Source organism: Hyphobacterium vulgare, from assembly GCF_042643335.1.
GTDB classification, from domain to species: Bacteria; Pseudomonadota; Alphaproteobacteria; order Caulobacterales; family Maricaulaceae; genus Hyphobacterium; species Hyphobacterium vulgare.
In genome coordinates, this window is record NZ_JBHRSV010000001.1 from 557,386 (window position 1) to 582,026 (window position 24,641).

At 65.1% G+C, this 24,641-nt stretch carries 27 protein-coding genes; 6 read left to right on the forward strand and 21 right to left on the reverse strand.

The genetic code is table 11. The features are described from left to right. Positions 1-24: 24 nt before the first annotated feature. The 6 genes from secF to surE all read right to left on the reverse strand — a co-directional run bounded on the left by secF (position 25) and on the right by surE (position 5,778). Positions 25-957 (reverse strand): protein translocase subunit SecF, encoded by a 933-nt coding sequence (gene secF, locus ACFOOR_RS03035; RefSeq protein WP_343163955.1) that lies wholly within the window; start codon positions 955-957, stop codon positions 25-27. A gap of 9 nt (positions 958-966) precedes the next feature. After that, positions 967-2,625 carry a protein translocase subunit SecD gene (gene secD / locus ACFOOR_RS03040; protein ID WP_343163956.1) on the reverse strand — a complete coding sequence of 553 codons (1,659 nt, stop codon included), beginning with the start codon at positions 2,623-2,625 and terminating at the stop codon, positions 967-969. A gap of 24 nt (positions 2,626-2,649) precedes the next feature. After that, the gene (gene yajC, locus ACFOOR_RS03045) at positions 2,650-3,069 is read right to left on the reverse strand and encodes a preprotein translocase subunit YajC (protein WP_343163957.1); all 420 of its coding nucleotides are present in this window, start codon (positions 3,067-3,069) and stop codon (positions 2,650-2,652) included. A gap of 84 nt (positions 3,070-3,153) precedes the next feature. After that, on the reverse strand, positions 3,154-4,122 hold the full coding sequence (locus ACFOOR_RS03050; protein WP_343163958.1) for a M23 family metallopeptidase: 969 nt from the start codon (positions 4,120-4,122) through the stop codon (positions 3,154-3,156). Between the two features lie 223 nt (positions 4,123-4,345). Then, positions 4,346-4,987: a protein-L-isoaspartate(D-aspartate) O-methyltransferase gene (locus ACFOOR_RS03055; protein WP_343163959.1), complete on the reverse strand. Its 642-nt coding sequence runs from the start codon at positions 4,985-4,987 to the stop codon at positions 4,346-4,348. 2 nt (positions 4,988-4,989) lie between these two features. Then, positions 4,990-5,778, reverse strand: a complete 789-nt coding sequence (gene surE / locus ACFOOR_RS03060; protein WP_343163960.1) for a 5'/3'-nucleotidase SurE — start codon at positions 5,776-5,778, stop codon at positions 4,990-4,992. A gap of 120 nt (positions 5,779-5,898) precedes the next feature. Between surE and ACFOOR_RS03065 the strand changes: the two genes are divergently transcribed. Further along, the gene (locus ACFOOR_RS03065; protein ID WP_343163961.1) at positions 5,899-6,126 is read left to right on the forward strand and encodes a hypothetical protein; all 228 of its coding nucleotides are present in this window, start codon (positions 5,899-5,901) and stop codon (positions 6,124-6,126) included. Beyond that, positions 6,123-6,500, forward strand: a complete 378-nt coding sequence (locus tag ACFOOR_RS03070; protein ID WP_236955223.1) for a type II toxin-antitoxin system death-on-curing family toxin — start codon at positions 6,123-6,125, stop codon at positions 6,498-6,500. The genes ACFOOR_RS03065 and ACFOOR_RS03070 overlap by 4 nt, the downstream gene beginning before the upstream one ends. On the opposite strand, the gene serS is transcribed toward ACFOOR_RS03070, so the two are convergent. The 9 genes from serS to ACFOOR_RS03115 all read right to left on the reverse strand — a co-directional run bounded on the left by serS (position 6,497) and on the right by ACFOOR_RS03115 (position 14,338). Beyond that, the gene (gene serS, locus ACFOOR_RS03075; protein ID WP_343163962.1) at positions 6,497-7,777 is read right to left on the reverse strand and encodes a serine--tRNA ligase; all 1,281 of its coding nucleotides are present in this window, start codon (positions 7,775-7,777) and stop codon (positions 6,497-6,499) included. The genes ACFOOR_RS03070 and serS overlap by 4 nt on opposite strands. Before the next feature lie 168 nt (positions 7,778-7,945). Beyond that, the gene (gene tatC / locus ACFOOR_RS03080; protein WP_343163963.1) at positions 7,946-8,761 is read right to left on the reverse strand and encodes a twin-arginine translocase subunit TatC; all 816 of its coding nucleotides are present in this window, start codon (positions 8,759-8,761) and stop codon (positions 7,946-7,948) included. Next, positions 8,754-9,182, reverse strand: coding sequence for a Sec-independent protein translocase protein TatB (tatB, locus tag ACFOOR_RS03085; RefSeq protein ID WP_343163964.1), 429 nt, complete (start codon positions 9,180-9,182; stop codon positions 8,754-8,756). Before tatB ends, tatC begins: the two co-directional genes overlap by 8 nt. Positions 9,183-9,191: 9 nt before the next feature. Then, positions 9,192-9,440 carry a twin-arginine translocase TatA/TatE family subunit gene (locus tag ACFOOR_RS03090; RefSeq protein WP_343163965.1) on the reverse strand — a complete coding sequence of 83 codons (249 nt, stop codon included), beginning with the start codon at positions 9,438-9,440 and terminating at the stop codon, positions 9,192-9,194. 177 nt (positions 9,441-9,617) lie between these two features. Further along, on the reverse strand, positions 9,618-10,397 hold the full coding sequence (gene scpB, locus ACFOOR_RS03095) for an SMC-Scp complex subunit ScpB (protein WP_343163966.1): 780 nt from the start codon (positions 10,395-10,397) through the stop codon (positions 9,618-9,620). After that, the gene (locus ACFOOR_RS03100; protein WP_343163967.1) at positions 10,394-11,200 is read right to left on the reverse strand and encodes a segregation and condensation protein A; all 807 of its coding nucleotides are present in this window, start codon (positions 11,198-11,200) and stop codon (positions 10,394-10,396) included. The genes scpB and ACFOOR_RS03100 overlap by 4 nt, the downstream gene beginning before the upstream one ends. Further along, entirely contained in the window at positions 11,197-12,213 is a 1,017-nt protein-coding gene (gene nagZ, locus ACFOOR_RS03105; RefSeq protein ID WP_343163968.1) for a beta-N-acetylhexosaminidase, read from the reverse strand. Before nagZ ends, ACFOOR_RS03100 begins: the two co-directional genes overlap by 4 nt. Next, entirely contained in the window at positions 12,210-13,070 is an 861-nt protein-coding gene (locus ACFOOR_RS03110) for an SPOR domain-containing protein (RefSeq protein WP_343163969.1), read from the reverse strand. The genes nagZ and ACFOOR_RS03110 overlap by 4 nt, the downstream gene beginning before the upstream one ends. 77 nt (positions 13,071-13,147) lie before the next feature. Beyond that, positions 13,148-14,338, reverse strand: coding sequence for a deoxyguanosinetriphosphate triphosphohydrolase (locus tag ACFOOR_RS03115; protein WP_343163970.1), 1,191 nt, complete (start codon positions 14,336-14,338; stop codon positions 13,148-13,150). A 68-nt stretch (positions 14,339-14,406) separates the two neighbouring features. On the opposite strand from ACFOOR_RS03115, the gene ACFOOR_RS03120 reads away from it, so the two are divergent. The 4 genes from ACFOOR_RS03120 (at position 14,407) to xth (ending at position 17,687) form a co-directional block, all read left to right on the forward strand. After that, entirely contained in the window at positions 14,407-14,739 is a 333-nt protein-coding gene (locus tag ACFOOR_RS03120) for a HesB/IscA family protein (protein WP_343163971.1), read from the forward strand. Beyond that, entirely contained in the window at positions 14,739-15,410 is a 672-nt protein-coding gene (locus tag ACFOOR_RS03125) for a nitroreductase (protein WP_343163972.1), read from the forward strand. Before ACFOOR_RS03120 ends, ACFOOR_RS03125 begins: the two co-directional genes overlap by 1 nt. A 176-nt stretch (positions 15,411-15,586) precedes the next feature. Further along, positions 15,587-16,843, forward strand: a complete 1,257-nt coding sequence (locus ACFOOR_RS03130) for a hypothetical protein (protein WP_343163973.1) — start codon at positions 15,587-15,589, stop codon at positions 16,841-16,843. 61 nt (positions 16,844-16,904) lie between these two features. Beyond that, the gene (gene xth, locus ACFOOR_RS03135) at positions 16,905-17,687 is read left to right on the forward strand and encodes an exodeoxyribonuclease III (RefSeq protein ID WP_343163974.1); all 783 of its coding nucleotides are present in this window, start codon (positions 16,905-16,907) and stop codon (positions 17,685-17,687) included. A gap of 74 nt (positions 17,688-17,761) precedes the next feature. Here the strand turns inward: xth and ACFOOR_RS03140 are convergent, their stop codons facing one another. From ACFOOR_RS03140 to ACFOOR_RS03165, 6 genes are all read right to left on the reverse strand, one after another. After that, positions 17,762-17,995, reverse strand: coding sequence for a helix-turn-helix domain-containing protein (locus tag ACFOOR_RS03140; protein WP_343163975.1), 234 nt, complete (start codon positions 17,993-17,995; stop codon positions 17,762-17,764). Next, complete coding sequence (locus tag ACFOOR_RS03145; RefSeq protein WP_343163976.1) at positions 17,995-18,432, reverse strand: hypothetical protein; 438 nt, start codon at positions 18,430-18,432, stop codon at positions 17,995-17,997. Before ACFOOR_RS03145 ends, ACFOOR_RS03140 begins: the two co-directional genes overlap by 1 nt. A gap of 157 nt (positions 18,433-18,589) precedes the next feature. After that, complete coding sequence (locus tag ACFOOR_RS03150; RefSeq protein WP_343163977.1) at positions 18,590-19,573, reverse strand: DUF3137 domain-containing protein; 984 nt, start codon at positions 19,571-19,573, stop codon at positions 18,590-18,592. A gap of 64 nt (positions 19,574-19,637) precedes the next feature. Continuing rightward, complete coding sequence (locus ACFOOR_RS03155) at positions 19,638-22,463, reverse strand: valine--tRNA ligase (protein ID WP_343163978.1); 2,826 nt, start codon at positions 22,461-22,463, stop codon at positions 19,638-19,640. 70 nt (positions 22,464-22,533) lie between these two features. Further along, positions 22,534-23,139, reverse strand: coding sequence for a PopZ family protein (locus ACFOOR_RS03160; RefSeq protein WP_343163979.1), 606 nt, complete (start codon positions 23,137-23,139; stop codon positions 22,534-22,536). Between the two features lie 94 nt (positions 23,140-23,233). Further along, complete coding sequence (locus ACFOOR_RS03165) at positions 23,234-24,583, reverse strand: TolC family outer membrane protein (RefSeq protein ID WP_343163980.1); 1,350 nt, start codon at positions 24,581-24,583, stop codon at positions 23,234-23,236. Positions 24,584-24,641 lie beyond the last annotated feature (58 nt).

Genomic DNA, 24,641 nt, shown 5'->3' on the forward strand with positions numbered 1-24,641 from the left:
AGCAGCGATACCCGAGTGTCACACTCAGTCTTCGGAAGTTTCCCGGTTGACCTTGGTGATCATCAGGATCGGCGCCGCCACGAAGATCGAGGAATAGGTGCCGACCACGATGCCGAAGATCATCGCCGCCGAGAAGCCCTGCAGCGTCGGCCCGCCGATCGCGAACAGCGCAAACAGCGCCACCAGCGTCGTGAAGGAGGTCAGGATCGTCCGCGACAGCGTGTCGTTGATCGACAGGTTCAGCACCTCGCCGATCTCCTTCTTCTTGAACTTCCGGAGGTTCTCGCGGATCCGGTCATACACCACGACCGTGTCGTTCATCGAATAGCCGACGATGGTCAGGATCGCGGCGACGGTCGACAGGTTGAATTCCATCTGCGTCACGGCGAACAGGCCGATGGTGATGATCACGTCATGCACCAGCGCCAGCACCGCGCCGACCGAATACTGCCACTCGAAGCGGAACCAGATGTAGATCAGCATCAGCGCGAGCGCGACGATGACGGCGGTCAGACCGGCGATCTGCAACTCGCCCGACACCTTCGCGCCAAGCACGTCAGCGGCGAGGATCGTGACGCCGGGAAGCTGTTCTTCCAGCGCGGCCTGAAGCGTCTGGCGCGCCTGCTGCTGCGCGGCTTCGACATCGAGCCCCTCGCCTTCCAGCGCCTGCAGCCGGATCAGCACCTTGTCGGCTTCGCCGAAGCCTTGCACATCGGCGGCGCCGAGATTGAGGCCGCCGGCGATTTCACGGATCTGCGCCAGATCGGCCGGGCCCTCCGTGTCGATCTCCATCTGGATGCCGCCGGTGAAATCGATGCCGAAATTGATCCCGTTGATGGCATAGGCCGTCAGCGATCCGACGATCATCAGGAGCGAGAAGGCGAACGCGATCAGGCGGCCCCGGATGAAGGGGATGCCGGCATCGTTCGGGATGAGGCTGACAAGTCCGAAGGCCATGTCCCGCTCCTAGAATCCGAGTTTCTGCGGCTTGAACGCCTTGAACCAGATCGCGACCATGAAGCGCGACAGGAGGAAGGCGGTGAAGACCGAGGTGATGATGCCAATACCCAGCGTCACGGCGAAGCCGCGCACCGGCCCCGCACCGAGCATGAACAGCACGGCGGCGGCGATGAAGGTGGTGATGTTGGCGTCGAGAATGGCGCTGAGCGCGCGTGAATAACCGGTCTCGATCGCATTGGCCGGACTTCGCCCGGCGCGCGCCTCTTCCCGGATCCGCTCATAGATCAGCACGTTCGCATCCACCGCCATGCCAATCGTCAGGATGATGCCGGCGATGCCGGGCAGGGTCAGCGAGGCCTGCAGCCCCGACAGCGCGCCGAGGATCAGGGTGACGTTCACCAGCAGCGCGAGGTTCGAGAAGATGCCGAACACGCCATAGGCCGCCAGCATGAAGATCATGACGGCCAGGAAGCCGACGATCACGGCCAGCGTGCCGGCGCGGATCTGGTCCTGACCAAGACCGGCGGTCACCGTGCGCTGTTCGACCGGCGTCAGGCTGGCGGGCAGCGCACCGGCATTGAGCAGGATGGCGAGGTCGTTGGCGCTCTCATAGGTGAAACCGCCTTCGATGATGCCCGACCCGCCGAGGATCGGACCGCGAATGCGCGGTGCCGAGATGATCACGTCATCGAGCACGATCGCGAAGCGGCGGCCGACATTCTGGCTGGTCGCCCGGCCGAACGCCGTCGCGCCCGCCGTATCGAACTGGAATTGCACGACCGGCTGTCCATTCTGGGCGGTCGCCGAGGCATTGGTCAGGTTCTCGCCATCGACCATCGCCCGGCGCTGCACCGCCAGAAAGGGTTCGCCCGGATTTTCCGTCGGCATGATTTCCACGCCCGGCGGGGTCCGGCCCTGGCCGCTGGCGTCGATCGTGACCGTGGAATCGACCAGGTGGAACGTCATCCGCGCCGTCGTGTTCACAAGCTCGATGATGCGCTGCGGATTGGCCTCGCCCGGCACCTGGACCAGGACCCGGTTGTCGCCCTGGCGGGCGATCGTAGGCTCGGTCAGGCCGGTCTCGTCGATCCGGCGGCGGATCACTTCGATCGACTGCGTCACCGTCCGTGTCTGGATCTCTTCCAGCGCTTCGGGCGTGATCGTCAGCCGGATGATGCGCTCGGCATCATCGCGGGTGAAGGCAACGGTCTGCGCACCGAACCCGCCCTGCTGGGCCAGCGCATTGTTGCCGACCGGCTGGGAGAGATCCTGCAGGCGGTCCCACGCCGCATCCATGTCCTCGGCGCGCGCGACCCGGACCACGACTTCCTCGCCGACGACGGACGGGCGGCGGACATTGATCACCGGTGCCTGGCGCAGCGCGACACTGGCCTCCTCGGCGAGGTTCTCGAGCCGGTCTTCCTTCACTTCGTCGAGATTGACCTCGAACACCAGGTGGGCACCGCCGCGAAGGTCGAGACCGAGATTGACGCTGTTGTGCGGAACAAGGGGGAAGGCCCAGATGCCACGCGGTTCATCCGTCACCTGTTCATTTCGCACCACGAACCGTTCATTGGCCGGAACGAGGTTTGGAATCGAGAACAGCACTCCGAGCAGAACCACTGCCAGAATGAGGAAGATTTTCCACGGCGAGAAATACAGCATGGCGGCCCCCGGCCCCTGTCTGGTCTAGTTTCCGGAGACGGTGGGCGTGTCCTTGGCCTTGCGCCGCGTGCGCGGTGCCGGCTTGTCGCCGTCCGACCCGGCATCATTGGCCGGCTTGGGCGCCGTACGGCCGCGAACCTCGGCGATCGTTGCCTTCACGACCTGGACCTGCACGTCCTTGGCGAACTCGACCGTGACTTCGGTCTCATCGACCTTGGTCACTTTGCCGATCATGCCGCCCGAGGTGACGATCTGGTCGCCGCGCTTCACGCTGGCGATCAGCTCGCGATGTTCCTTCATCCGCTTCTGCTGCGGGCGGATCATCACGAAATACAAAACACCGAACAGCAGGATGAACGGGAAAATCTGGATCAGCAGATATCCAAGTCCGCCTTCGGCTCCGGCGCCAGCAGCGCTGGCGGCATAGGCCATTCCTTCAAACATGGGGGTCCTCGCAACGGGTAGCGGGTCTTCGAAAGGTCGCGGGACTATATCGGGGCGCGCCGGGCTTGCAACAAGGCCGGGCTGTCAGTTTCTCGGCAAATGCCGCATCGGGTCTTCGGGGGTCACGCCGCGCCTGATCTCGAAATGCAGCTGCGGCGAATCCACCGATCCGGTCGAGCCTGCCTCGGCAATGATCTGGCCAGCTTCCACGGCCTCGCCCTCGCGCACGCGCAGGCGGGAATTGTTGGCATAGGCCGTCACGAACCCGCCCTCGTGGCGGATCAGGATCAGCTCGCCATAGCCCTGAAGTTCATTGCCGGCATAGACGACCGTGCCCGCAGCGGCGGCGCGAACCGAATCGCCTTCCGCGGCGCGGATATTGATGCCGTCATTGCGCCGCCCGTCATTGTCGCCGAAGCCGGTGATGATCTCGCCTTCCAGCGGCCACTGGAAGCGCACCGCCACATTCGCAGGCGGCGGCGGGGTTGTCGTCGTCTGCGGCGGCGGCGTCGTGGTCGTCTGGCGCGGGGGCGTGGTCGTTGTCTGGCGCGGGGGCGGCGTGGTGGCCTGACGCGGTGGCGGCGTATTGGACGCCATCGTGGTCGAAGCCGCCTCGTTCGGCAGCACCAGCTCCTGCCCGACCTCGATCTCGAAGGGCGGGTAGATGTTGTTGATCGACGCGATCTCCCGGTAGTCGATGCCGTAGCGCAACCCGATCCGGTAGAGATTCTCGCCCCGCTGCACGGTGTGCAGACGCGGCTGCGGCATGCGCAATTCCTGGCCCGTCCGGATCGGGTAAGGCGGGTTCAGCCCGTTGGCCTGCGCCAGCGCGCGGGTTTCCACACGGCAACGCTCGGCAATCTGCGACAGCGTATCGCCGCTCTGAACGGTATAGGTCCCGCCCGGAGCACAGCTTGTGCCGGCCGCGACGGTCCGCGACGGCCCGCCCGACGGGCTGCGATAGTCGACGCGCGCAGGTTCGCGCGGCCCGGTATTGGCGCAGGCTGCCAGCGCCGCCGAAACGGCGATCGCAAGGACCGTAAATGCGCGCACGCGAAACACCGGCGGAAACCCTCCAGGCACACTCGCCGCACAGCAAAGCGCGCAAGCCTTAACCGGCGGTTAGTGATATTCGCCCGTACGGCGATTTAGAGGCGGCGAGATGTTTTCCTTCTCCCCTCGGGGGAGAAGGTGGCCTGAAAGGCCGGATGAGGGGTCTTCTTACAATCACCCCTCACCCCGGCCCTCTCCCCCGAGGGGAGACGGAGAAAAAAGATCAAAGCGCGCGGGCCACGCCCTTGATCAGCGGCACGAAGCGCACGTCGAACAACGCCTCTTCCTCGATGCCTTCATGGGTGCGCTCATAGCGCATCAGCGCCTGCAGCCCCTCGCCCTTGTCGACCGGCGCCACGGCGACCCCGCCCACCTTGAGCTGATCCAGCAGCACATCGGGTTTCACAGGCGCGGCCGCCGTCACGATGATCCGGTCGAACGGCGCCTGTTCGGGCCAGCCCTCATTCCCGTCGGCCACCTTGGTCACGACATTGGTCAGCTTCAGGTCGGCGAAGCGCGCCTCGGCGGTCTTCGACAGCGTGCGATAGCGCTCCACCGTGTAGACCCGGCGCGCCAGCCGGGCGAGCACGGCGGCCTGGTAACCGGACCCGGTGCCGATCTCCAGCACCTTGCAGCGGTCATCGACCTCAAGCGCCTGGGTCATCGCCGCGACGACGAAGGGCTGGCTGATCGTTTGCCCGCAATCGATCGGCAGGGCGCGATTGTCATAGGCGTGGTCGGCGAAACCCTGCGGCACGAACAGGTCGCGCGGCGTGCGCTCGATCGCCGCCAGCACCCGAGAATCGGAGATCCCGGCGCCGCGAAGCGTCATGACCAGCTGAATGACGCGGGGATCGGGCAGCATCTTTACTCCTTCGGCGGGGCGCCGCCGAGCACGCCCTTCAGGCGATGATGCGTTTCCATATGCGTCAGGTCGACATGCAGCGGCGTGATCGAGATCCGCCCTTCCATCACCGCATGCAGATCGTCGCCCTCTTCGGGCTCCTGCGGCAGGCCGCGGAAACCGATCCAGTAATAGTCGACGCCGCGCGGGTCGGTCCGCTTGTCGGCGTGGACGACTTCCTGATTGCGGCGGCCCTGACGGGTGACCTCGACTTCTTTCACATGCTCCGGCGTGCGGTCCGGGAAATTGACGTTGAGGAGGACATGGTCTCCCCAACTCTGCTGCAGCAGCTTTTTCAGGATCGGCGCGCCGAAGGTCTCGGCGGTTTCCCAATGGATCGGGCTGTCCGCCATCCAGGCATAGGCCTGCGAAAACGCGATCGACTTGATCCCCAGCTGCATGCCCTGCATCGCGCCGGCGACCGTGCCGGAAAACGTCACATCCTCGGCGATATTCGCGCCGCGATTGACGCCCGACAGGACCAGGTCCGGCCGCTTGCCCGGGATCAGGTCCTGCACCCCCATCAGGACGCAATCGGTCGGCGTTCCGGTAATCGAGAAACGCCGGTCTTCGTGTTTCCGCACGCGCAGCGGTTCGTGCAGCGTCAGCGCCCGGCTCGCGCCCGATTGTTCCTCGTGCGGCGCGACGATCCAGATGTCGTCGGAAATCGCCCGCGCGATCTTTTCCAGCGATTGCAGGCCCCGCGCGCGGATGCCGTCGTCATTGGTCAGAAGAATGCGGGGGCCGGTCATCGTGTCTCGCTTCGCTCGGATCTCAGGACTGGGCTTCTAGAACAATTCGCCTCCGCGTCCATCCCCGCATTCGCTTTCGGCGCCATCATGATGTATCATGATGGACTGACGAGGTGCCCTATGAACAAGACGCTCGAAAAATTCGCCACCCAGCTCGACAGTGCCCTCCTCGCTGACCTGCGTGGTCTCGCCAAGGCTGAAGGCCGCCAGATCCAGTCGCTGGTCGAGGAAGCTGTGTCGAAGCTGATCGCGGAACGGCGAGACCAGCAACCTCGAAAAGAGGTAATGGACGCATATGAGCGGGCGAGAACGCGCTATGCTTCGGTCTTCAAAAAGCTGGCGGAATGAGCCGTAAATACCTCACCATTGCCGAGGTTTTGACGATCCATTCCGATCAGATCGAAGCTTGGGGCGGTGACCACTCACTTCGGGACGCTGGACAGCTCGAATCGGCGCTCTACAGGCCGCAGTCGGGATACTATGACGATCTGATAGCCGAAGCCGCAGCGCTCTGGGAAAGCCTCTCCCAGAACCATCCCTTCGTTGATGGAAACAAGCGCACGGCCTTTGCTGCGACACTCGTCTTTCTCGACATCAACGGTATTCAGGTTACGGCTGAACCGGCGGACGTCCTTGCCTGGCTGGAACCTCTATACCAGCGGCACGGGTTGTCGTTCGACGAGATCGACACCTGGCTTCGCGCCAATACCGTTTCCCGCTAGTCGCGCCTCAACACTTCGAGACCGCCCATATAGGGTTGCAGCGCCTTCGGGATATTGATCGAGCCGTCTTCGTTCTGGTGGTTTTCCATGACCGCCAGCATGGCGCGGCCGACCGCCACGCCCGAGCCGTTCAGCGTGTGCAGGAAGTCCGGCTTCTTCTCGCCTTCGCGGCGGAAGCGGGCATTCATGCGCCGCGCCTGGAAATCCCCGCAATTCGAACAGGACGAGATTTCCCGGTAGGTGTTCTGGCTCGGTAGCCAGACTTCGAGGTCATAGGTCCGCTTCGCGCCGAAGCCCATGTCGCCCGACGACAGCAGCATCACCCGGTAGGGCAGTTCGAGACGGCGCAGCACTTCTTCCGCGCAGCCCGTCATCCGGTCAAGTTCGTCGGCCGATTGCTCCGGCGTCGTGATCGAGACCATCTCCACTTTGTGGAACTGGTGCTGGCGGATCAGGCCGCGCGTATCGCGGCCCGCCGATCCCGCCTCGGCACGGAAGCAGGGCGTGTGCGCCGTCATCCTGAGCGGGAAGAGGCCTTCATCGTGGATCGCGTCGCGCACCAGATTGGTCAGCGGCACTTCCGCGGTCGGGATCAGCCAGCGATCATCTGTCGTCCTGAACAGATCCTCGGCGAATTTCGGCAACTGGCCGGTACCGAACATCGCCTCGTCGCGCACCATGTAGGGCGGACTGACCTCGGTATAGCCGTGCTCGCTCGTGTGCAGGTCGAGCATGAATTGCGCCAGCGCGCGCTCCAGCCGCGCCAGACCGCCCTTCAGCACCGAAAAACGCGCGCCGGAAATCTTCGCCGCCGCGTCGAAATCCAGCATCCCCAGCCCTTCACCGAGATCGCTGTGATCCTTCGGCGTGAAGGAAAATTCGCGCGGCTCGCCCCAGCCGCGGACTTCCTCGTTCGCGTCCTCGTCCTCGCCGACCGGAACGCCAAGTTCGGGCAGGTTCGGTAGGCCGGCGAGATGCTGGTTCAGCGCCTCGTCCAGCTTTTCCGCTTCGGCACCCGCCTCTTCCAGCACCGCCTTCAGCCGGTCGACTTCACCGCGCAGCCGCTCGAACTCGGCCTCGTCGCCCTTCGCCTTGGCCTGTCCGATCTGCTTCGACAGCGCATTGCGGCCCTGCTCGGCCTCCTGCTGGCGCGTGATCGCCTCGCGGCGTTTCGCATCGAGCGCGAGGATCTCGGCCGATTGCGGCGCCAGGAAGCGCGCTTTCAGACCGGCGTCAAACGCCTCGGGATTGTCGCGGATGAAGCGGATGTCGTGCATGGGGTCAGACTCTTTCGGGCGGTATCGCGCCCGTGCATATCGCCGCGCCGGGAAAGGGGCAACAGGGGCCCTCGCCCTACCCCCTGGGCCTCCCGCGAAAGCGGGAGTCCGAACCCGGGTGCGCTCTTCAGGTCCCCGCGTCCGCGGGGACCCCATGTCAGGTGAAAATCAGTCCTTCGGCTCGACGAATTTCACGCCGATGATGGCCAGCCCGTAGAGCGCCATCAGGACGCTGCCGAGGATGATCTGGCTGATCGGATCGGGCGGTGTCACGAAGGCGGCGAAGCCAAAAATCCCGACCAGCGCGAACTTCCAGAAATTCACCAGCTGCTTCGAGGTGACGATCCCCGCCATCGCCAGCAGCATCAGAAGGATGGGCAGCTGAAAGCTGATCCCGAAGGCGAGGATCAGCGTCGTGACGAGGTCGAGATAGTCCGAGACCCGCGTCAGAAGCTGAATCGACGGGCCATCGCCGGTCGCGGGCTGCTCCTGCCCCAGCGCGAAGCGCATCACGAAAGGCAGAACGAAGAAGTAGACCAGCGCCGCGCCAGCCGCGAACAGGGCCGGCGCACCGATCAGGAAGGGCGCGAACGCCTTCTTCTCGTTCTTGTAGAGGCCCGGCGCGACGAAGGAATAGATCTCGTAGGCGAAGACCGGGATGGCGAGGATCAGCCCGCCGAACAGGGCCAGCTTCACCTTGGCGAAGAAGAATTCCAGCGGCGCGGTGAAGATCAGTTCAAGCTGAAGGTCTTCCCCGCGAACGCGCGCGGCGGCCTCCTCGAACGGGATCAGCAACACGTTGTAGATCGTCTCGGCGAAGATGAAGCAGACAATGAAGCCGATGATCACCGCCGCCACGAGCCGGATCAGCCGCGTGCGCAGCTCCACCAGGTGATCCATCAGCGGTGCGCGCGAGGCCTCGACCTCGTCGTCCGCGTCCTCGTGTTCGAGGCGCGGCGCGTCCTTCGCCTTCGACTTACTCATCTTCCGGCGCACCCGTCTTGATCGGCTGGGCGGGCTTCGGCTTCTCGCGCGGCGGCGCGATCGTGTTGCCGTCGTCGGGGACGAGATCGGCCACAGGCTTGGCCGCCGGCTTCACCGCCTTTTCCTTCGACCCGACCGCCTCGGCATGGCGCAAATCTTCCTTGGCCTTGCGCAGCTCCTCGCTGATCTCGCCGACCGGGTTCGCGCTTTTCAGATTCTCGATCTCCTTGCGCAGATCGGCCAGTTCGCTCTCGCGGCCCATCTCGTCGAAACTGCGCTGGAAATCCTTCGCCATCGAACGCGCCTGGTTCACGAAGCGGCCGATCGTGCGCATCATCTTCGGCAGTTCCGCCGGGCCCACGACAATGAGCGCCAGCAGAAGCAGCACGGCAATTTCGGGCATCCCGATTCCGGGATTCATGGCGAACCCCTAGCCCCGCGTCGAGGACTTTTCCTCTTGCGCCGCCGGTTCGGCGGTCCGGTTCGGATTTTGTTCGACCGATTGCGGACGCTCATCGCCAGCCTCGTCCTCGGCCTTGTCCTCGTCCTTCAGCCCCTTGCGGAAGCTGGTGATGCCCTTGGCGACATCGCCCATCAACGAGGAAATCTTGCCGCGGCCGCCGAAAAGGACGAGCGCCAGAAGCACGACAAGAATGATCTGCCACATGCCGGGAGCCATGCTCACCTCCGTGAAATTCAGTCTGGAAATGGCTTAAACCATGCGCCCCTCCCCGTCCAACGGCTTGGGGCAGTTGGATGGTCGATATTGTTGCATCCCGAAATCTCCCTCATCCTGAGGCGCTCGCGAAGCGAGCCTCGCCTCTCCCCCAAATGGGGGCGACGGGAAACAGGGAGATCAATCGTCCTCCCCCTCCTCGTCTTCCATGAAGTCGACATGGAAGTCGGGGGCGTCCTCGCCGGTCAGGTCAAGCGCGTCATCCTCGCCTTCGCCGCGCAGGCCCAGGCCCGGATCGGGGACTTCGAAGCCGGGCGGCAGGCGCGAATCGAGCAGGCCGGCGGCCTTGAGGTCGGCCACGCCCGGCAGATCGCCGATTGCAGAGAGGCCGAAATAGTCGAGGAAGGCGTCGGTCGTGCCATAGGTCACCGGCCGGCCCGGCGAGCGGCGGCGGCCGCGCAGCCGGATCCAGCCGATCTCGAACAACAGGTCGATCGTGCCCTTGGACACGGCCACGCCGCGGATTTCCTCGATCTCGGCACGCGTCACCGGCTGGTGATAGGCAATGATGGCGAGCGTCTCGAGCCCGGCATCAGACAGGCGGCGCGGCTCTTCCTTGACCTCTTCGAGCAGGCTGGCGAGGTCGGGCGCGGTTTCGAACCGCCAGCGGCCGCCGACCTCGACCAGTCGCACGCCGCGTTCGGCATAATCGGCCTGCAGCGCCGCGAGCAGCGCCTCCACCTCGGCTTCCGCCGGCAGGCGGGCCTGCAGCGTCTCGATGTCGAGCGGTTCGGCCGCCGCGAACAGCAGCGCTTCGAGCTGGCGCAGACGGTGGCGTTCCGCATCGATGGCCAGGCGCGGTCCAGCCTCGTCCGACCCGGTCTCGGCCGCGCCCTGCCGCTGCGCGCGCTCGCGAAGCCGTGCGATCGCTTCACCGATCGGATCGTTGTCCTGGGTCATTGCGGATTGTCCTCCGCCCGGCCGCGCACCTTGATCGGCGTGAATGGCCCGTCCTGCCGCAGCTCGGCCATGCCGTCCTTGGTGACTTCGAGCACGGCGAGCGTCGAACTGGCGAGCACCGAGCGGTGCGGCGGCGGATCGAAGCCCAGCTCGCCCATGTCCGGCAGGATGTCGTCGAGGTCGCGCCACTCCTTCAGTTCCGGGACGATCCGCTCCATCCGCGTGCGCGCGCTGTCGAGGCCGTAAACTTTCGGCAGGCTCGGCTGATAGTCCGCGCGATAGCGCGCCTGACGCCGCGTGGCATAGGCCTTCAGAAGATCGTGCAGGCTCGCCTGGTATTTGTGCGCACGCAGCGTGCGCACGCCTTCCGGCGCGCCGCGGTCGAACACGTCGCGCTTCAGGAGATCACGCTTGAACAATGCCTGCGAGGCCAGCCGCATGGCTTCCAGCCGGCGCAGTCGGAAGGCCAGCGCGGCGGCCATCGCTTCGGGTTCGGGTTCGTCGTCATTCTTGGTGGGCTTGGGCAGAAGAAGCCGCGATTTCAGATAGGCCAGCCAGCTCGCCATCACGAGGTATTCGGCGGCGAGATCGAAGCGCTTCTTACGCGCCTCGGCGACGAAGGCGAGATACTGCTCGGCCAGTTCGAGGATCGAGATTTTCGCCAGATCGACCTTGCGCTTGCGCGCCAGGGCGAGCAGCAAATGAAGCGGTCCCTCGAACCCGTCGACATCGACGATCAGGGCATCGCCCTCGGCGTCCTCGGCGGCCTCGAAATGCAGGTCTTCCTGGAATTCCTCGCTCACGGCGCCGCCCCCGTGTTCAGCAGGGCATCGAGGCGGGCCAGCCCGGATTCGGCATCGAAATCGTCCGGCGTCTTGCGGCAATCGGCAGCGGCGTTGGCGCGATCGAGCGCCCGCCCCGACAAGGCCGGAACGGCATGGGCGATCTCGACCATTTCCTTCATCCGGCCATTGCAGTGCAGGACGAGGTCGCACCCGGCCCCCAGCGCGCGTTCGGCGCGCACCCTGAGCGTGCCCGACAGCGCCTGCATCGACAGATCGTCGCTCATCAACAGGCCGTCAAAGCCGATCGATCCGCGGATCACGTCGGCGATCATGGCTTCGGAATGGGTCGCCGGATCGTCCGCATCGATGTCGGAATAGACGACATGGGCGGTCATCGCCATCGGCGCGTCGGCCAGGTCGCGGAAGGGTGCGAAATCGGTCGTTTCGAGCACCTCGCGCCGCGTGTCGACGCGCGGCAGGGCCAGATGGCTGTCGGCATCGGCGCGACCATGCCCGGGAATGTGCTTGATCACTGGCGCGACACCGCCCGCGAGCAGGCCTTCCATCGCTGCCCGGCCGAGCCGGGCAACGATTTCAGGCTCGGTCGAGTAGGACCGGTCGCCGATGATAGCGTCCGCGCCCTCGATCTGCAGGTCGATGCAGGGCGCACAGTCCGCGTCGATACCCAGCGCCATCAATTCGGCGGCGATCAGGCGGTGGTTCAGGCGGACGGCCTCAAGCCCGGCCGCCTCGTCCTTGCGGAACAGATCGCCGAAGACTTCGGCCGGCGGCGCGGCGCGCCAGGTCGGCGGTTTGAGCCGCTGCACCCGACCGCCTTCCTGGTCGATGAAGATCGGCGCATTCCAGCCGACCGCATCGCGCAGCGCGACACACAGTTTCGAAACCTGTTTCGGCCGGTCCACATTGCGCGCGAACAGGATGAAACCCCAGGGCGCGGCGTCCCGGAAGAACGCCTTTTCGTCGGCCGTGAGTTCGAGGCCCGCAAGGCCGTAGATCGCCGCGCTCGTCATCGCCGCGTGACGTAGCAGTCCTGGCCGGCCGACTGCAGGCGCGTGCAATAGTCGGTGGCGCTGTCACGGCTGGCAAAGGCCGAAATGCGCAGGCGGTGATACATGCCCCGGCCCTCGATCTCGGTGGCCTGGATGTCGGGAGCGAAGCCGCTGCCCAGCTGGGAATAGCGCGTCGCGAAATTCAGCCAGGCTTCTTCGGCCTCCTGCTGGGTCCGGAAGGACCCGATCTGGACCACCCATTCCCCGCCCGGGACGGAGACAGCCGCCGTGCGCACCGGTTCGGGATCGGGTTCGGCAGGAGTCTCCACGACCGGGTCGTCCGGTGTCTCGTCGGGAATGATCTGCGCCGGGCCGCGCGTTTCCGCGGGCGGAGTGTCGGCGGGCGTTTCCGTGCGGATTTCCGGCGGGCGCGTCGGCGTTTCGGCGACCCGGTCGCTGCCGGCCGCATCGGGATCGACACTTTCGATCTGCAGACCCGGACGCTCGGCATTGTCCATCGGTTCTTCCGGACCGGGCCGCACCCGGGCGTCACTGCCGTCGCCCTCGGTGGTTTCGCCGGTCAGCCGGTCATAGACGGTCAGGTCCTGGTCGGGCGCTTCCTGCCCGCCCGGGTCGGCGGGGCGTTCGCGATAGGGTTCGGCATCGGCCATGATGCGGGGCGGCGCGTCGCGCCCGCCTTCGCGGATGCCCTGACGATAGGCGCTCCACACCACGCCGATGAACAGGACGAAGACGGCAAAGGCCGCGGTCAGCAGCAGCGGGCCGCGGCGCGAATCCTCACGCGCGTCGAACGTTTCGTCGTCATCGGTCGGCGGCGCATAGGCCCCGACACGGCGGTCTGTGTCGCGATCCGTCATCCGTCCTTATCCCGTTCCCGGAACCGAATCGGGAACATTGCTGAAAAGATACCACCCATTGAAGGCTCAATCGGCGCTCAGAAATACCCTTGCACAGTGAACAGGCGCTTGTGTTCCTCAACGGCATACCGGTCCGTCATCCCGGCGATGTAGTCGCAGACCAGACGCGCCTGCTTCTCGCTGCCCTTTTCGCCCGCCTGCCGCCGGTAGTGCGTCGGCAACAGGCCGGGATCGTCGAGGAAGAGCTGGAACAGTTCGCGCACCACGCGCTCGGCCTGGGCCATCGCCCGGTTTACCTTGTAATGCGTGTACATATTGGCGAAGAGATGGCGTCTCAGACCTGCCAGCGCATCGAGCATGGACGGTGAGAAAGCCACCATTTCCCGGTCCGCACGGCGCACCGCCTCGGCACTGTCCGGCGCGGCGGCATCGAGCCGCGATAGCGTCTCCTTCAGCACATCGTCGACCATCAGTCCGATCAGGTCGCGCACCGCTTCGAGGATGATCAGCCTCTCACTCGCCTGTGGATAACGCCGCCGGCAGTCGCGCAGCACGTCCCCGACCAGCGGCAGTTCGGCCAGGTCCTCCAGGTTCAGCAGTCCGGCGCGCAGCCCGTCATCGATGTCGTGATTGTTATAGGCGATGTCGTCGGCCAGCGCCGCGATCTGCGCCTCGACCCCGGCGAAACTGTCGAGTTCCAGCCCCTGCCAGTCGGGATACTCCCGGATCGCCCACGGCAGAGCGTCCTCGCCATGTTCCGGCGTGACCAGCGGGCCGTTATGTTTCACCACGCCTTCCAGCGTCTCCCAGGTCAGGTTGAGGCCCTCGAACTCGGCGTAGCGGGTTTCGATCTTGGTGACGACGCGCAGCGTGTGGGCGTTGTGATCGAAGCCGCCGAATTCGGTCATGCACTGGGCCAGCGCCCGCTCACCGGCATGGCCGAAGGGCGGGTGGCCAAGGTCGTGCGCCAATGCCAGCGCCTCGGTCAGATCCTCGTCGACATTCAGCACCCGCGCGATCGTCCGCGCGATCTGCGCCACTTCGAGGGAATGCGTCAGACGGGTGCGGTAATGGTCGCCCTCGTGGGCCACGAAGACCTGCGTCTTTTCCTTCAGCCGCCGGAAGGCCGTGGCATGCACGATCCGGTCGCGATCGCGCTGGAAGGCGTTGCGGCTGGCGCTGTCATTTTGCGGATGGAACCGCCCGCGCGACTGCGCCGGGTGGTTCGAATACGGCGCACGATTGCGGTCGGTGGCACCGATACTCATGCGCGGGGGCTTTTCGGCTGGGTCATGTGCCTCCATATATCGTGCGAGACGACAATGCGGAACCAGTGATGAGCGATCCGAATATCCAGCTGACCCCGTCCGCCGCGAAGCGGATCAACGCCATCCTCGCCAAACAGGCCGGTGCGGAACTGCTCCGCATATCGGTCATCGGCGGCGGCTGTTCCGGCTTCTCCTACAAGTTCGACCTCGAGACCGCGACGACGGACGACGATCTCGTCATCGAACGCGACGGCGCGCGCGTCGCCATCGACAGCGCCTCCATCCCCTTCCTCGAAAACTCGAAGATCGATTTCGCCGACGAGCTGATCGGCGCGTCCTTCAGGATCGACAATCCGAACGCCACGGCGGCCTGCGGCTGCGGCACCAGCTTCTCGATCTGATGCAGGTCGGCGAAGCGCTGCGCGGACGGATCTCCACGCGCGCCTTCCTCGACCGTCCGGTCGACGAGGCGACGCTCCGCGGCATCCTCGACACCGCCCGTTGGGCGCCCTCGGGTGGCAATCTCCAGCCCTGGAAGGTTCATGTCGTCACCGGCGCTGCGCGGCAGCGCGTGATCGATGCGGTGAAGGCCAGGCTGAACACCGACCCCTTCGCCGACGAGAACGACTTCCCCGTCTATCCGGAAAAGCTGTGGGAGCCCTATCGCAGCCGCCGTTACGACCTCGGCGAAGCGATGTACGAGCTGCTCGCCATCCCGCGCGAGGACAAGATGGGGCGGCTGAACCACCTCTTGAAGAATCTCGACTTCTTCGACGCGCCCGTCGGCCTCTTCTTCGTCATCGAGCGGGCGATGAACCCGAACCAGTGGGCGCATCTCGGCATGTTCATGCTCGCCGTCGCCCTCGCCGCGGGGGAAGCCGGCCTCGCCACCTGCATGCAGGAAGCCTGGACGCGCTATTCGAAGACCGTCGGTGCCGCGCTCGGCGTGGCGGAGGGCGAACAGGTCTATTGCGGCATGGCGCTCGGCCATGCCGACCCGAACGCCCCGGTCAACCGGCTGCGCAGCCCGCGCGCCCCGGTCGACGATTTCGCGGTGTTTCACGCGGACTGACCGGCCCCCGGCCATCTCCAGCGCATAGCCCGGCGCCCCGCCACTTTTGCAGGGACATCGAGCGCGGACCGCTGTCACGCGGGCGAATTCGCTAAAATCCGAAGCATTCCGGGAACGAGGTGTTACCGCCCGCAGCATATACCTTAAGGCGAGTTGGGCAGGCCGGGACCGCGCCGATGTTCACGATGAACTCTGCCGATATTCTTCACCGCCTGGAGCAGAAGCTGCACGGGCGGGACCATGCCGATCTCGGCCAGTTCCAGATCATCAATCTCGACCGGGTCCGCGAAGGGGCCGGCAATCAATGGGAGCGGCTCAAGTCCAAGATTTTCGCCGTCAGCGCTCATTTCATCGAGAAACGGATCAGCGCCGAGGATGTTCTGGTCCGCTGCAATGAAGGTTTTCTTGTCGTTTTCGACGCGCTTGACGCTCCGGCTGCTGCGGAACGCGTCAATGCCATTTCCACCGAACTGAACCTCTTCTTCCTCGGCGACGAGATCCTGCGTTCGCTGAATGTCCGGTCGTCTGCGTCGCGGCTCGACACTGCGGAACTGCACGCCATGTTCGCCGTGTCGGGCCGCCTGCCCGCTCAGCCCGACCTCCCGGGCGACCCGTCTGCCGAAAGCGTTGCCCTTGCGCCGCGGCGGCGCGTCATCGACATCGATTTCCGGCGCGAGCGCAGCGTCATCTACCGCCCGATCTGGGATGCCACGCGCAATGCCATAGCAACCCAGTTCGTCGTGCCGCGGCTGATCGAGAAGCGGACGCGCCAGACCTATTTCGGCCGCGACACGCTGCGCGGGCGCACAGAGCCCAGGGACCATCTCGAGCTTGACCGCCACGCAGCCCATGCGGGCATGAACGCCTTCCGGACGGCGTTCGGAAAGGGCCGGACCGTGGCGCTCTGCCTGCCGGTCGGAATCCAGTCTCTCGCCTTGCGTTCGACCCGGGTCGCATTGTTTGAAACCCTGACCGCCATCCCGTGCGAGATGCGCCGGTATTTCCGTCTCATGGTCGAGGGCATCGGGCCGGGCACGCCGGTCAGCACGATCCGGGAAACGCTCGGAATCTGTCATGCCTTCAGTCCCGGCGTGATCGTGTCGCTCGGCCGTGATCCGCTTGCCTTCGACCGCTTTTCCGGCTGTCACGTCGCCATGTTCGTGACCGACGGCAGCGACCCGCGCTCGCTGGATGACGACCGACAGCGCGAGATCGCTTCTGAGCGCGCCATCCTGCGCGGCGCAGCCGGATCACGCGCCGCCACCTGTCTGACCGGCTTCGTCCGCGAGAGCGACATCGCCGCGGCCCTTCGCCTGGGTGTGCGGCTTCTGGCGGGCCCGGCCATCGCTGACGATTTCTCGCACCCGGTCATTCCCCATATCCTCACGCGGGAGGACATTCGCCGCCGGGCCGCTTCGCGCCACCTCGTCTGACGGTTTTCTTCACCGCGATCCGTGCTAACCCTGCCGGGCCCGCCGCCGCAGGATGACTCGCATGCAGATCGCCACCTGGAACGTGAATTCCGTCAAGGCCCGCCTGACCAATGTCACCGACTGGTTGCGCGAGGCCTCTCCGGACGTCGTCTGCCTGCAGGAGATCAAGACGGTCGACGCCGACTTCCCGCGCGACGCCATCGAGGACCTCGGCTACAATGTCGAGACGCACGGCCAGAAGACCTATAACGGCGTCGCCCTGCTGTCGAAATTCCCGATCGAGGAAACCGTCCGCGGCCTGCCCGGCGGCGAGGACGACGATCAGGCGCGCTACATCGAATGCGTGATCTCCCACGACTCCGGCCCCGTCCGCGTCGCCTCGATCTATTTGCCGAACGGCAATCCCGCGCCGGGACCGAAATACGACTACAAGCTCGCCTGGATGCGCCGTTTGAAGCGCCATGCCGCGGAACTGCTGGCATACGAAGAGCGGCTGATCCTCGCCGGCGATTACAACATCATCCCGCGCGACAGCGATGTGCATGATCCCGCCGTCTGGGCCGGGGACGCGCTGATCCTGCCGCAGAGCCGCGCCGCCTTCCGCGAAATCCTCAATCTCGGTTTCACCGACGCCTTCCTGCAGGCTGACGGCAAGGGCCACCAATACACGTTCTGGGATTATCAGCGCGGCGCCTGGCAGAAGGATCACGGCATCCGCATCGATCACCTCCTGCTCTCGCCGCAAGCCGCCGACACCCTGAAGAGCGTCGAGATCTGCAAGCCGGTGCGCGGGAAGGAAAAGGCCTCCGACCACGTGCCGGTCGTGGGGACGTTTGATTTCTAGGCGTCATTCCCGCGAGGGCGGGAATCCAGAAAAATTCTGAAGGGGTGACGGCAAAGATTGACGGCTTCGTCGTCCTAACCCTCCCCGCCGCTCAGATCCGCCGCATCCCGCTCATAGTCGAGAATGTCGGCAGGGCTGCACTCGAGGACGTAGCAGAGCTTCGCCAGCGTATCGAAGCGCATGCCCTTGACCTTGCCGGTCCGCAAAAGACTGAGCTGGGTTTCCGACAGGCCGATCTCCTCGGCCACCTCGCGCGCCTTGCGCTTGCGCATCGCGAGCAGCACGTCGAGCGTCACCTTGACCGGCATCAGACGAACTCCTCGAGACGGGCTTTGAGGTCCGCGCCGCGGCGCGCGATCAGGAACAGCGTGAAGCCGAGAAGCGCGAGCATCAGATTGGCCACCGACCAGTCGAGCCGGACGCCGCGCATTTCCGTGAAACCGTTGGCGATGAGGTGGATCAGGCTGGGCTGAAGGATGACCGCCGCGAACGCCCCGGCGAGCAGGGCATACCCGGCGAGGCGCAAGGCCGTCACCATGGCGGGACCGAAGGCGACGCCCCGGTCCACCTGCGCGAACACGCCCGACAAGGCCCACATCGCCGACAGGTAGAAGGCCGGCGCGATCAACAGGGTCCAGGCCGATCCGTCGCCGGAAACGGCCTGTTTCGCGACCAGCCCGGCGGCGGCGAGAAGAACGGCACCCCTGACAACGAGAGCGGAAACGGGCTGACGAATTTCGATCATGATACGCTCCATATATGAAGCCAATAACTTGGCGTTGGAGACATATTGTTTTAAGTTTCATATAAAGTCAACGGTCGCGCAACGTCATTCCCGCGAAGGCGGGAATCCAGAGCGGCCGTGCAGCTGGACTCCCGCCTGCGCGGGAGTGACGGCGGATCTACGAAACCGCACTCCCCTCGCCCAGCGTGGCGGGGCGGACCATCAGGTCGACGATCTCGGTAATGAGGTCGATCTCGGTGATCAGGCTTTCGAACCGCGAGCGGTCATTGAGCGGCTTGAACAGCGAGCCCGGCTCGAACAGGTTTCCGGTCTCCGTCGCGATCAGCAATTCGCCGCCGCCATTGCGCTCGTCGAACGCCGCGCGGACGCGCTTGCCCTTCAGCGAGGTTTCCAGCGACAGCAGCCGCTCCATGAAGGACGGGGTCAGCAGGTAGCGGCTCATCACCTGGTCGGTGGAGAAGACTTCGAAAATCTGCTCGAATTTCGGATCGACCAGGCCGACGCGTTCCAGCTTCCGGCCGTTGATCCGCGCCTGAGCCAGGCCGGCGAGCCCATTGAACCATCCGGCATCGCGCGTCACCACGGTGACGCCCTCGACCGTGCGCGGAAACTCGATGCGGATGCACACGCCCTGAAACACGGTTGTGTAGGTCGTGTTCTTGCCCGACTGGGTCTTCTGCACCAGCTTGGCTTCGTAGAGTTCGAAGGCCGCACCGTGGCGGTCTCCGGCGAAATGGTCCTCGAAACTGCGCTGGTTGTGGTTCGGCAGCATGCCGAGTTCGCAGAATTCGCTGAAACGGGCAGGCTGGACCGGCTTCTTCGAATAGGTCATCCCCGCTGCGGTCGCGATCGCGGTCAGAAGGCCTTCCTTGATCTCTCCGTGCAGCTTCACCATCGGTGCGGCGGCCAGATAGAAAAAGACGACGATCAGGCCGAACATGCCGAACATCAGGATGGCTGAGTCGAACGCCGCGATGCCGACGAACAGCACGATCAGGCTGATCAGGGCCAGCGGGCCGAAAATGAAGACGCGCCGGACCGCCGTCCTGCGCTGACCCTCCCGCTCTTCGAGGAAGGGCAAAAGCCGTTCCGTCCACAGCGTTTCCGAATCGATCCCGAGCCGTTCGGCCGCGTCAGCCATGGCGAATCCCCCTGTCAGCTGAACGCGACTTCACAGCACGGACCGCGCCTCGGCAATCCTCGCTTCAGGGGAGGCGCGACCGCGCGGCTTCCAGCGCATCCTTCTCGGCAGCATAGGCCGCGCGCTTGTCCTTCTCGCCCTCGACGACTTCGGGCGGCGCATTGGCGACGAATTTCTCGTTGCCGAGCTTGCGGTCGAGCCGTTCGATCTCGCCTGCGACGCGGGCGATCTCCTTGTCGAGCCTCGCCTTTTCCGCGCCGAAATCGATCACGCCTTCAAGCGGCAGGGCCACGGTCGCCTCTTCGACCACGGTCTGCGCCGAGCCTTCCGGGATTGAATCCCCGGCGGATATGGCTTCGAGACCGGCGAGCCGCATCAGCAGCGGACGCTGGCGCTCGATCCGCGCCTTCGTCTGTTCCGACGCCCCGGTCAGGATGGCGGACAGTTTCGACTTCGGCGGAATGTTCATCTCCGCGCGCAGCTTGCGGATCTCGGTGATCAGTGTGATCACCCAGTTCATCTCCCCCTGCGCCTCGCCATCGGCCAGTCGCACAGCGCGTGGCCAGTCGGCGGTAATCAGCAGGCCATCGCGGCCACCCTCGCCCGCCGTCTGCGCCCACAGCTCTTCGGTGACGAAGGGCATGAAGGGATGCAGGATTTTCAGCGCGATCTCGAGCACGTGCGCGGTCGTCGCCTGCGTCTCGGCCTTGGCGGCTTCGTCGTCTCCGGCGAACAGCGGCTTGGCGAATTCCAGGTGCCAGTCGCAGAACACGTTCCACACGAAGCGATAGGCGGCCGCCGCCGCTTCGTTGAAGCGGTAGGTCTCCAGCCCCTTCGCCACCGCCTCGGACGCCGCATAGGCTTCCTGCAATATCCAGCGATTGACGGTTTCCTTCACCGCCGACGGATCGAAATCCGGCTGCGGGCGGCAGTCATTCATCAGGCAGAAGCGCGCGGCATTCCAAAGTTTGGTGCCGAAATTCCGATAGCCCTCGACGCGGTCCTTCGACATGCGGATGTCGCGGCCCTGCGCCGCCAGCGCGGCAAGCGTGAAGCGCACCGCGTCGGCGCCGAACTCATCGACCAGCTCGATCGGGTCGATCACATTGCCCTTCGACTTCGACATCTTCTGCCCCTTCTCGTCGCGGACGAGGGCGTGGATGTAGACGTCGGGGAACGGCACTTCCTTCATGAAGTGAAGGCCCTGCATCATCATCCGGGCGACCCAGAAGAAGATGATGTCGAATGCGGTGACGAGCACGCTGGTCGGGTAGAAGCGCTCCAGCTCGTCGGTCTCTTCCGGCCAGCCGAGCGTGGAGAACGGCCACAGCGCCGACGAGAACCAGGTGTCGAGGACGTCCTCGTCGCGCGTCAGCGGCTTGCCGCCGGCCTTTTCGCGCGCGGCCCCCTCGCTCTCGGCGACATAGACATTGCCGTCCTCGTCATACCAGGCCGGGATCTGATGGCCCCACCACAGCCGGCGCGAGATGCACCAGGGCTGGATGTTGCGCATCCACTCGAAATAGGTCTTCTCCCAGTTCTTCGGGTGGAAGGTGGTGCGCCCGTCCTCGACGGCGGCGATCGCCTCCTTCGCCAGCGCCGCCGCATCGGCGAACCACTGGTCGGTCAGCATCGGCTCGATCACCACGTGCGAGCGGTCGCCGAAGGGCTGCTGGATGGTCTTGTTCTCGACGAGCGGGACGTCATTTCCCTCCTCGTCCTTCACCGTCACGGCCAGCCCTTCGGCGGTGATCGCCGCGACGATCTTCTCGCGCGCTTCGAACCGGTCGAGCCCGCGATAGTCCTCGGGCACGAGATTGATCGCATCGACCGTGTTCTCGTCCGGCAGTTCGCCGGACCTGGCGAGCGCGGTCGCCTTCGCCGATTCCTCGCCATAGGGCGCGCCGTCCGTTCGCAGCGCCCCGCGCATGTCCATCAGCCGGTAGAGCGGGATGTTGTTGCGCTTGGCGACCTCGTAGTCGTTGAAGTCGTGCGCGCCGGTGATCTTCACCGCGCCTGAGCCGAACTCCGGGTCCGGATACTCGTCGGTGATGATCGGGATCAGGCGGCGATGCGCTTTCGGTCCGACCGGAATTTCGCACAACGCCCCCACGATCGAGGCATAGCGCTCGTCTGACGGATGCACCGCCACCGCACCATCGCCCAGCATGGTTTCCGGGCGGGTCGTCGCGATCGAGATATAGTCGCGCTCTTCCTCCAGCACGACATTCCCGTCCGAATCCTTTTCCACATAGGTGTAGGTCCGGCCATCGGCGAGCGGGTATTTGAAGTGCCACATATGGCCGTCGACCTCGACATTCTCGACCTCGAGGTCGGAAATCGCGGTCTCGAAATGCGGGTCCCAGTTCACCAGCCGCTTGCCGCGGTAGATCAGCCCCTGCTCGTAGAGTTCGACGAAGACTTTCAGGACGGCTTCGGACAGCCCCTCGTCCATCGTGAAGCGTTCGCGCGACCAGTCGCACGACGCCCCGAGACGCCGGAGCTGGGTCAGGATCATCCCGCCCGATTCTTCCTTCCATTCCCAGACACGCTCGATGAAGGCCTCGCGGCCCATCTCGCGGCGGGACTGGTTGCCCTCTTCGGCCAGCTTGCGCTCGACCACCATCTGCGTGGCGATGCCCGCATGGTCGGTGCCCGGCTGCCACAGCACCGCCTTGCCCAGCATGCGATGATAGCGGATCAGCACGTCCTGCAGCGTGTTGTTCAGCGCGTGGCCGATATGCAGCCGCCCGGTGACGTTGGGCGGCGGAATGACGATCGAGAATGTCTCGGCGTCGGGATCGTCCTTCGGCTGGAAGGCACCGGAGTCCTCCCACGCCTGGTACAGGCGCGGTTCGGCTTCTTGCGGATTGAATGTTTTCTCGAGCATGGCGCGCATACGTAAAGGGCGCCGACGATCCCGTCGACGCCCGATTTCTCTTGATGACAGGGTTCGACGGTTAGCGTCTGCGGGAGACGCGGGCGATCTCGGCTTCTACCTTTTCCTCGACGATGCGGGGAAGGTTGGTATCGAGCCATTGCTTCAGCATCGGACGCATCAGTTCGCGCACGATCGTCTCCAGCGTCGTGCCGTCACCGGACGCGACCTTGAGGTTCTCGTTGAGCGCGCTGAACGCACCGGCGGCCGCGCTGGCGGCCGTCTGGTCCAGCAGGGCGTCTTCGTCCATTTGCGGCTCCGGAGCACGTTCACGTGCGGCAGCAACAGGTTCGGGTTCGGGCTCAGGCATCGGAGCTTCCGCGACCGGTTCCGGTTCGGGTTCCGGCGCAGGTTCCGGCGCGACTTCGTCTTCCTCGCGGTCGATGATCATCAGATCGTCTTCCACCGCGAGCGGTTCGGTGCCGCCAGCCGGTTCCTCGACCCGATCAGTCAGCTCCAGCACATCGTCGTGGGCGGCCTCGACTTCGGGCTCCGGTTCGGCTTCGGCGGCCGGAGCCTCCTCGGCGGCGGCTTCTTCAGCCGGCTGTTCGTCCTCGTCGATGATCCGGCGTATGGACGCCAGGATTTCTTCCATCGTCGGTTCGGATTCGGTCGCTTCCTGAGCCATGAAACCGCGAGTCCCCGCTGAGTCGCTTTCGCCTGTTACGCGAATAAATCCGTCCTGCGCCTTGATGTCCAGCGCATCGGACCGATTCGTGACACTAATTCCACGGCGTTAAGTCAACGTTATCCCGCGCGCCGTCGTTCAAAGGGTCTGAGGTTTCGACTGGCAGATCAAGCGTTTCCGCCGTCAGCAGCCCCATCGCCTGCAGCAGGGCAAGGCCTGCGACATAGGCGTCACGCTCGGCCGAGACCAGTGTCAGGCGGGCATTGAGCAATTCCTGCTCGGCGTTGAGGACATCCAACGTTGTCCGCAGGCCGACCTGGGCTTCCTGCTGAACGCCATCGAGCGCGATCTCGTTCGCGCGCACCGCTTCGCGGCTCGACACGATCACCGACTGCGCGGCGAGGAGATTGTTGTAGGCGTTGGAGACATTCTCGAGCGTCAGGCGGCGGGCGACGAAGACCTGCTGGCGCGCGGCATCGGCGCTATAGCCGGCCTGGCGCACGCGCGACCGGTTCAGACCGCCGGTGAAGATCGGCATCGAGGCCTGCACGCCGATTGACGCGGTTTCGCTGTCGCCTCCAACGGTGAAACCGCCGGAATTGCGGTTGGCGGACACTCCGGTCGACAGTGACACGGACGGGCCCATGGCACCCTGCGCCACGCGGATCGCCGCCGTTGCAGCCTCTTCGGAGAAGGCCGCCGAGCGCAGCGTCGGGCTGAAATCAAGGGCGATATTCTCCGCCTCTTCCACCGAAGCCGGAAGCGTCGGCAGTGCCGGCGGCTCACTCAGCGTGGCGGAAGGCTGACCGACGATGCGGGCATAGGCCGACCGGCTGACCGACAGCTGCGCCTGGGCGGCAGTCAGCTGGGCGCGGGCGGCGGACAGGCGCGCCTCGGCCTGGGCGACGTCCGTGCGGGTGATCTCGCCCACTTCGAACCGGTCCTCGGCGGCGCGCAGCTGCGCGTTAAGGACCTCGACATTGTTGCGCCGGATTTCGACGATGGTTGCGTCGCGGCGAATGTTCATGAAGGAGGTCGCTGCATCGAGCAGCACCGATTGTTCCACCGCGCGGAGGTTTTCCAGCGCGGCATAAGCAGTCGCTTGCGCCTGATCGATCCCGCCGGAAATCTGCCCGGACCGCCAGATCGCCTGGCTGGCGTTCAGCGAATAGGATTGCGGCGTGATGGCGTTGCTTTCGTCGAAGAAGTTCACGCCGTCGATCGAGCGCCGCGTGATGCTGGCGCTGGCCGTGATGCTCGGCAGCCAGGATGCGCGTGCCTGGATCACACCTTCGCCCGTGGCGCGGACCCGCGCCCGCTCGGCCTGCAGCGTCGGATTGCTGTTGTAGGCCAGCGCGAGGGTTTCCTCGAGCGTTTGCGCACCGGCCAAGCCGGCCAGGGTCAGGGCCATCGCCCCGGCTGTCAGAAAGGTCTTGAACGCCATCGAAATCGTCCGCCCGCTAGATCCTGTCGTTACCGTTATCGCAGATCGCGACCGGCCG

What these genes read in the sequence shown, in the direction of transcription:
- secF (WP_343163955.1), bottom strand. Translation starts at nt 957, where the DNA reads ATGGCCTTCGGACTTGTCAGCCTCATCCCGAACGATGCCGGCATCCCC.
- secD (WP_343163956.1), bottom strand. Translation starts at nt 2,625, where the DNA reads ATGCTGTATTTCTCGCCGTGGAAAATCTTCCTCATTCTGGCAGTGGTT.
- yajC (WP_343163957.1), bottom strand. Translation starts at nt 3,069, where the DNA reads ATGTTTGAAGGAATGGCCTATGCCGCCAGCGCTGCTGGCGCCGGAGCC.
- ACFOOR_RS03055 (WP_343163959.1), bottom strand. Translation starts at nt 4,987, where the DNA reads ATGCTGCCCGATCCCCGCGTCATTCAGCTGGTCATGACGCTTCGCGGC.
- surE (WP_343163960.1), bottom strand. Translation starts at nt 5,778, where the DNA reads ATGACCGGCCCCCGCATTCTTCTGACCAATGACGACGGCATCCGCGCG.
- ACFOOR_RS03065 (WP_343163961.1), top strand. Translation starts at nt 5,899, where the DNA reads ATGAACAAGACGCTCGAAAAATTCGCCACCCAGCTCGACAGTGCCCTC.
- ACFOOR_RS03070 (WP_236955223.1), top strand. Translation starts at nt 6,123, where the DNA reads ATGAGCCGTAAATACCTCACCATTGCCGAGGTTTTGACGATCCATTCC.
- serS (WP_343163962.1), bottom strand. Translation starts at nt 7,777, where the DNA reads ATGCACGACATCCGCTTCATCCGCGACAATCCCGAGGCGTTTGACGCC.
- tatC (WP_343163963.1), bottom strand. Translation starts at nt 8,761, where the DNA reads ATGAGTAAGTCGAAGGCGAAGGACGCGCCGCGCCTCGAACACGAGGAC.
- tatB (WP_343163964.1), bottom strand. Translation starts at nt 9,182, where the DNA reads ATGAATCCCGGAATCGGGATGCCCGAAATTGCCGTGCTGCTTCTGCTG.
- ACFOOR_RS03090 (WP_343163965.1), bottom strand. Translation starts at nt 9,440, where the DNA reads ATGGCTCCCGGCATGTGGCAGATCATTCTTGTCGTGCTTCTGGCGCTC.
- scpB (WP_343163966.1), bottom strand. Translation starts at nt 10,397, where the DNA reads ATGACCCAGGACAACGATCCGATCGGTGAAGCGATCGCACGGCTTCGC.
- nagZ (WP_343163968.1), bottom strand. Translation starts at nt 12,213, where the DNA reads ATGACGAGCGCGGCGATCTACGGCCTTGCGGGCCTCGAACTCACGGCC.
- ACFOOR_RS03110 (WP_343163969.1), bottom strand. Translation starts at nt 13,070, where the DNA reads ATGACGGATCGCGACACAGACCGCCGTGTCGGGGCCTATGCGCCGCCG.
- ACFOOR_RS03115 (WP_343163970.1), bottom strand. Translation starts at nt 14,338, where the DNA reads ATGAGTATCGGTGCCACCGACCGCAATCGTGCGCCGTATTCGAACCAC.
- ACFOOR_RS03120 (WP_343163971.1), top strand. Translation starts at nt 14,407, where the DNA reads ATGAGCGATCCGAATATCCAGCTGACCCCGTCCGCCGCGAAGCGGATC.
- ACFOOR_RS03125 (WP_343163972.1), top strand. Translation starts at nt 14,739, where the DNA reads ATGCAGGTCGGCGAAGCGCTGCGCGGACGGATCTCCACGCGCGCCTTC.
- ACFOOR_RS03130 (WP_343163973.1), top strand. Translation starts at nt 15,587, where the DNA reads ATGTTCACGATGAACTCTGCCGATATTCTTCACCGCCTGGAGCAGAAG.
- xth (WP_343163974.1), top strand. Translation starts at nt 16,905, where the DNA reads ATGCAGATCGCCACCTGGAACGTGAATTCCGTCAAGGCCCGCCTGACC.
- ACFOOR_RS03140 (WP_343163975.1), bottom strand. Translation starts at nt 17,995, where the DNA reads ATGCCGGTCAAGGTGACGCTCGACGTGCTGCTCGCGATGCGCAAGCGC.
- ACFOOR_RS03145 (WP_343163976.1), bottom strand. Translation starts at nt 18,432, where the DNA reads ATGATCGAAATTCGTCAGCCCGTTTCCGCTCTCGTTGTCAGGGGTGCC.
- ACFOOR_RS03150 (WP_343163977.1), bottom strand. Translation starts at nt 19,573, where the DNA reads ATGGCTGACGCGGCCGAACGGCTCGGGATCGATTCGGAAACGCTGTGG.
- ACFOOR_RS03155 (WP_343163978.1), bottom strand. Translation starts at nt 22,463, where the DNA reads ATGCTCGAGAAAACATTCAATCCGCAAGAAGCCGAACCGCGCCTGTAC.
- ACFOOR_RS03160 (WP_343163979.1), bottom strand. Translation starts at nt 23,139, where the DNA reads ATGGCTCAGGAAGCGACCGAATCCGAACCGACGATGGAAGAAATCCTG.
- ACFOOR_RS03165 (WP_343163980.1), bottom strand. Translation starts at nt 24,583, where the DNA reads ATGGCGTTCAAGACCTTTCTGACAGCCGGGGCGATGGCCCTGACCCTG.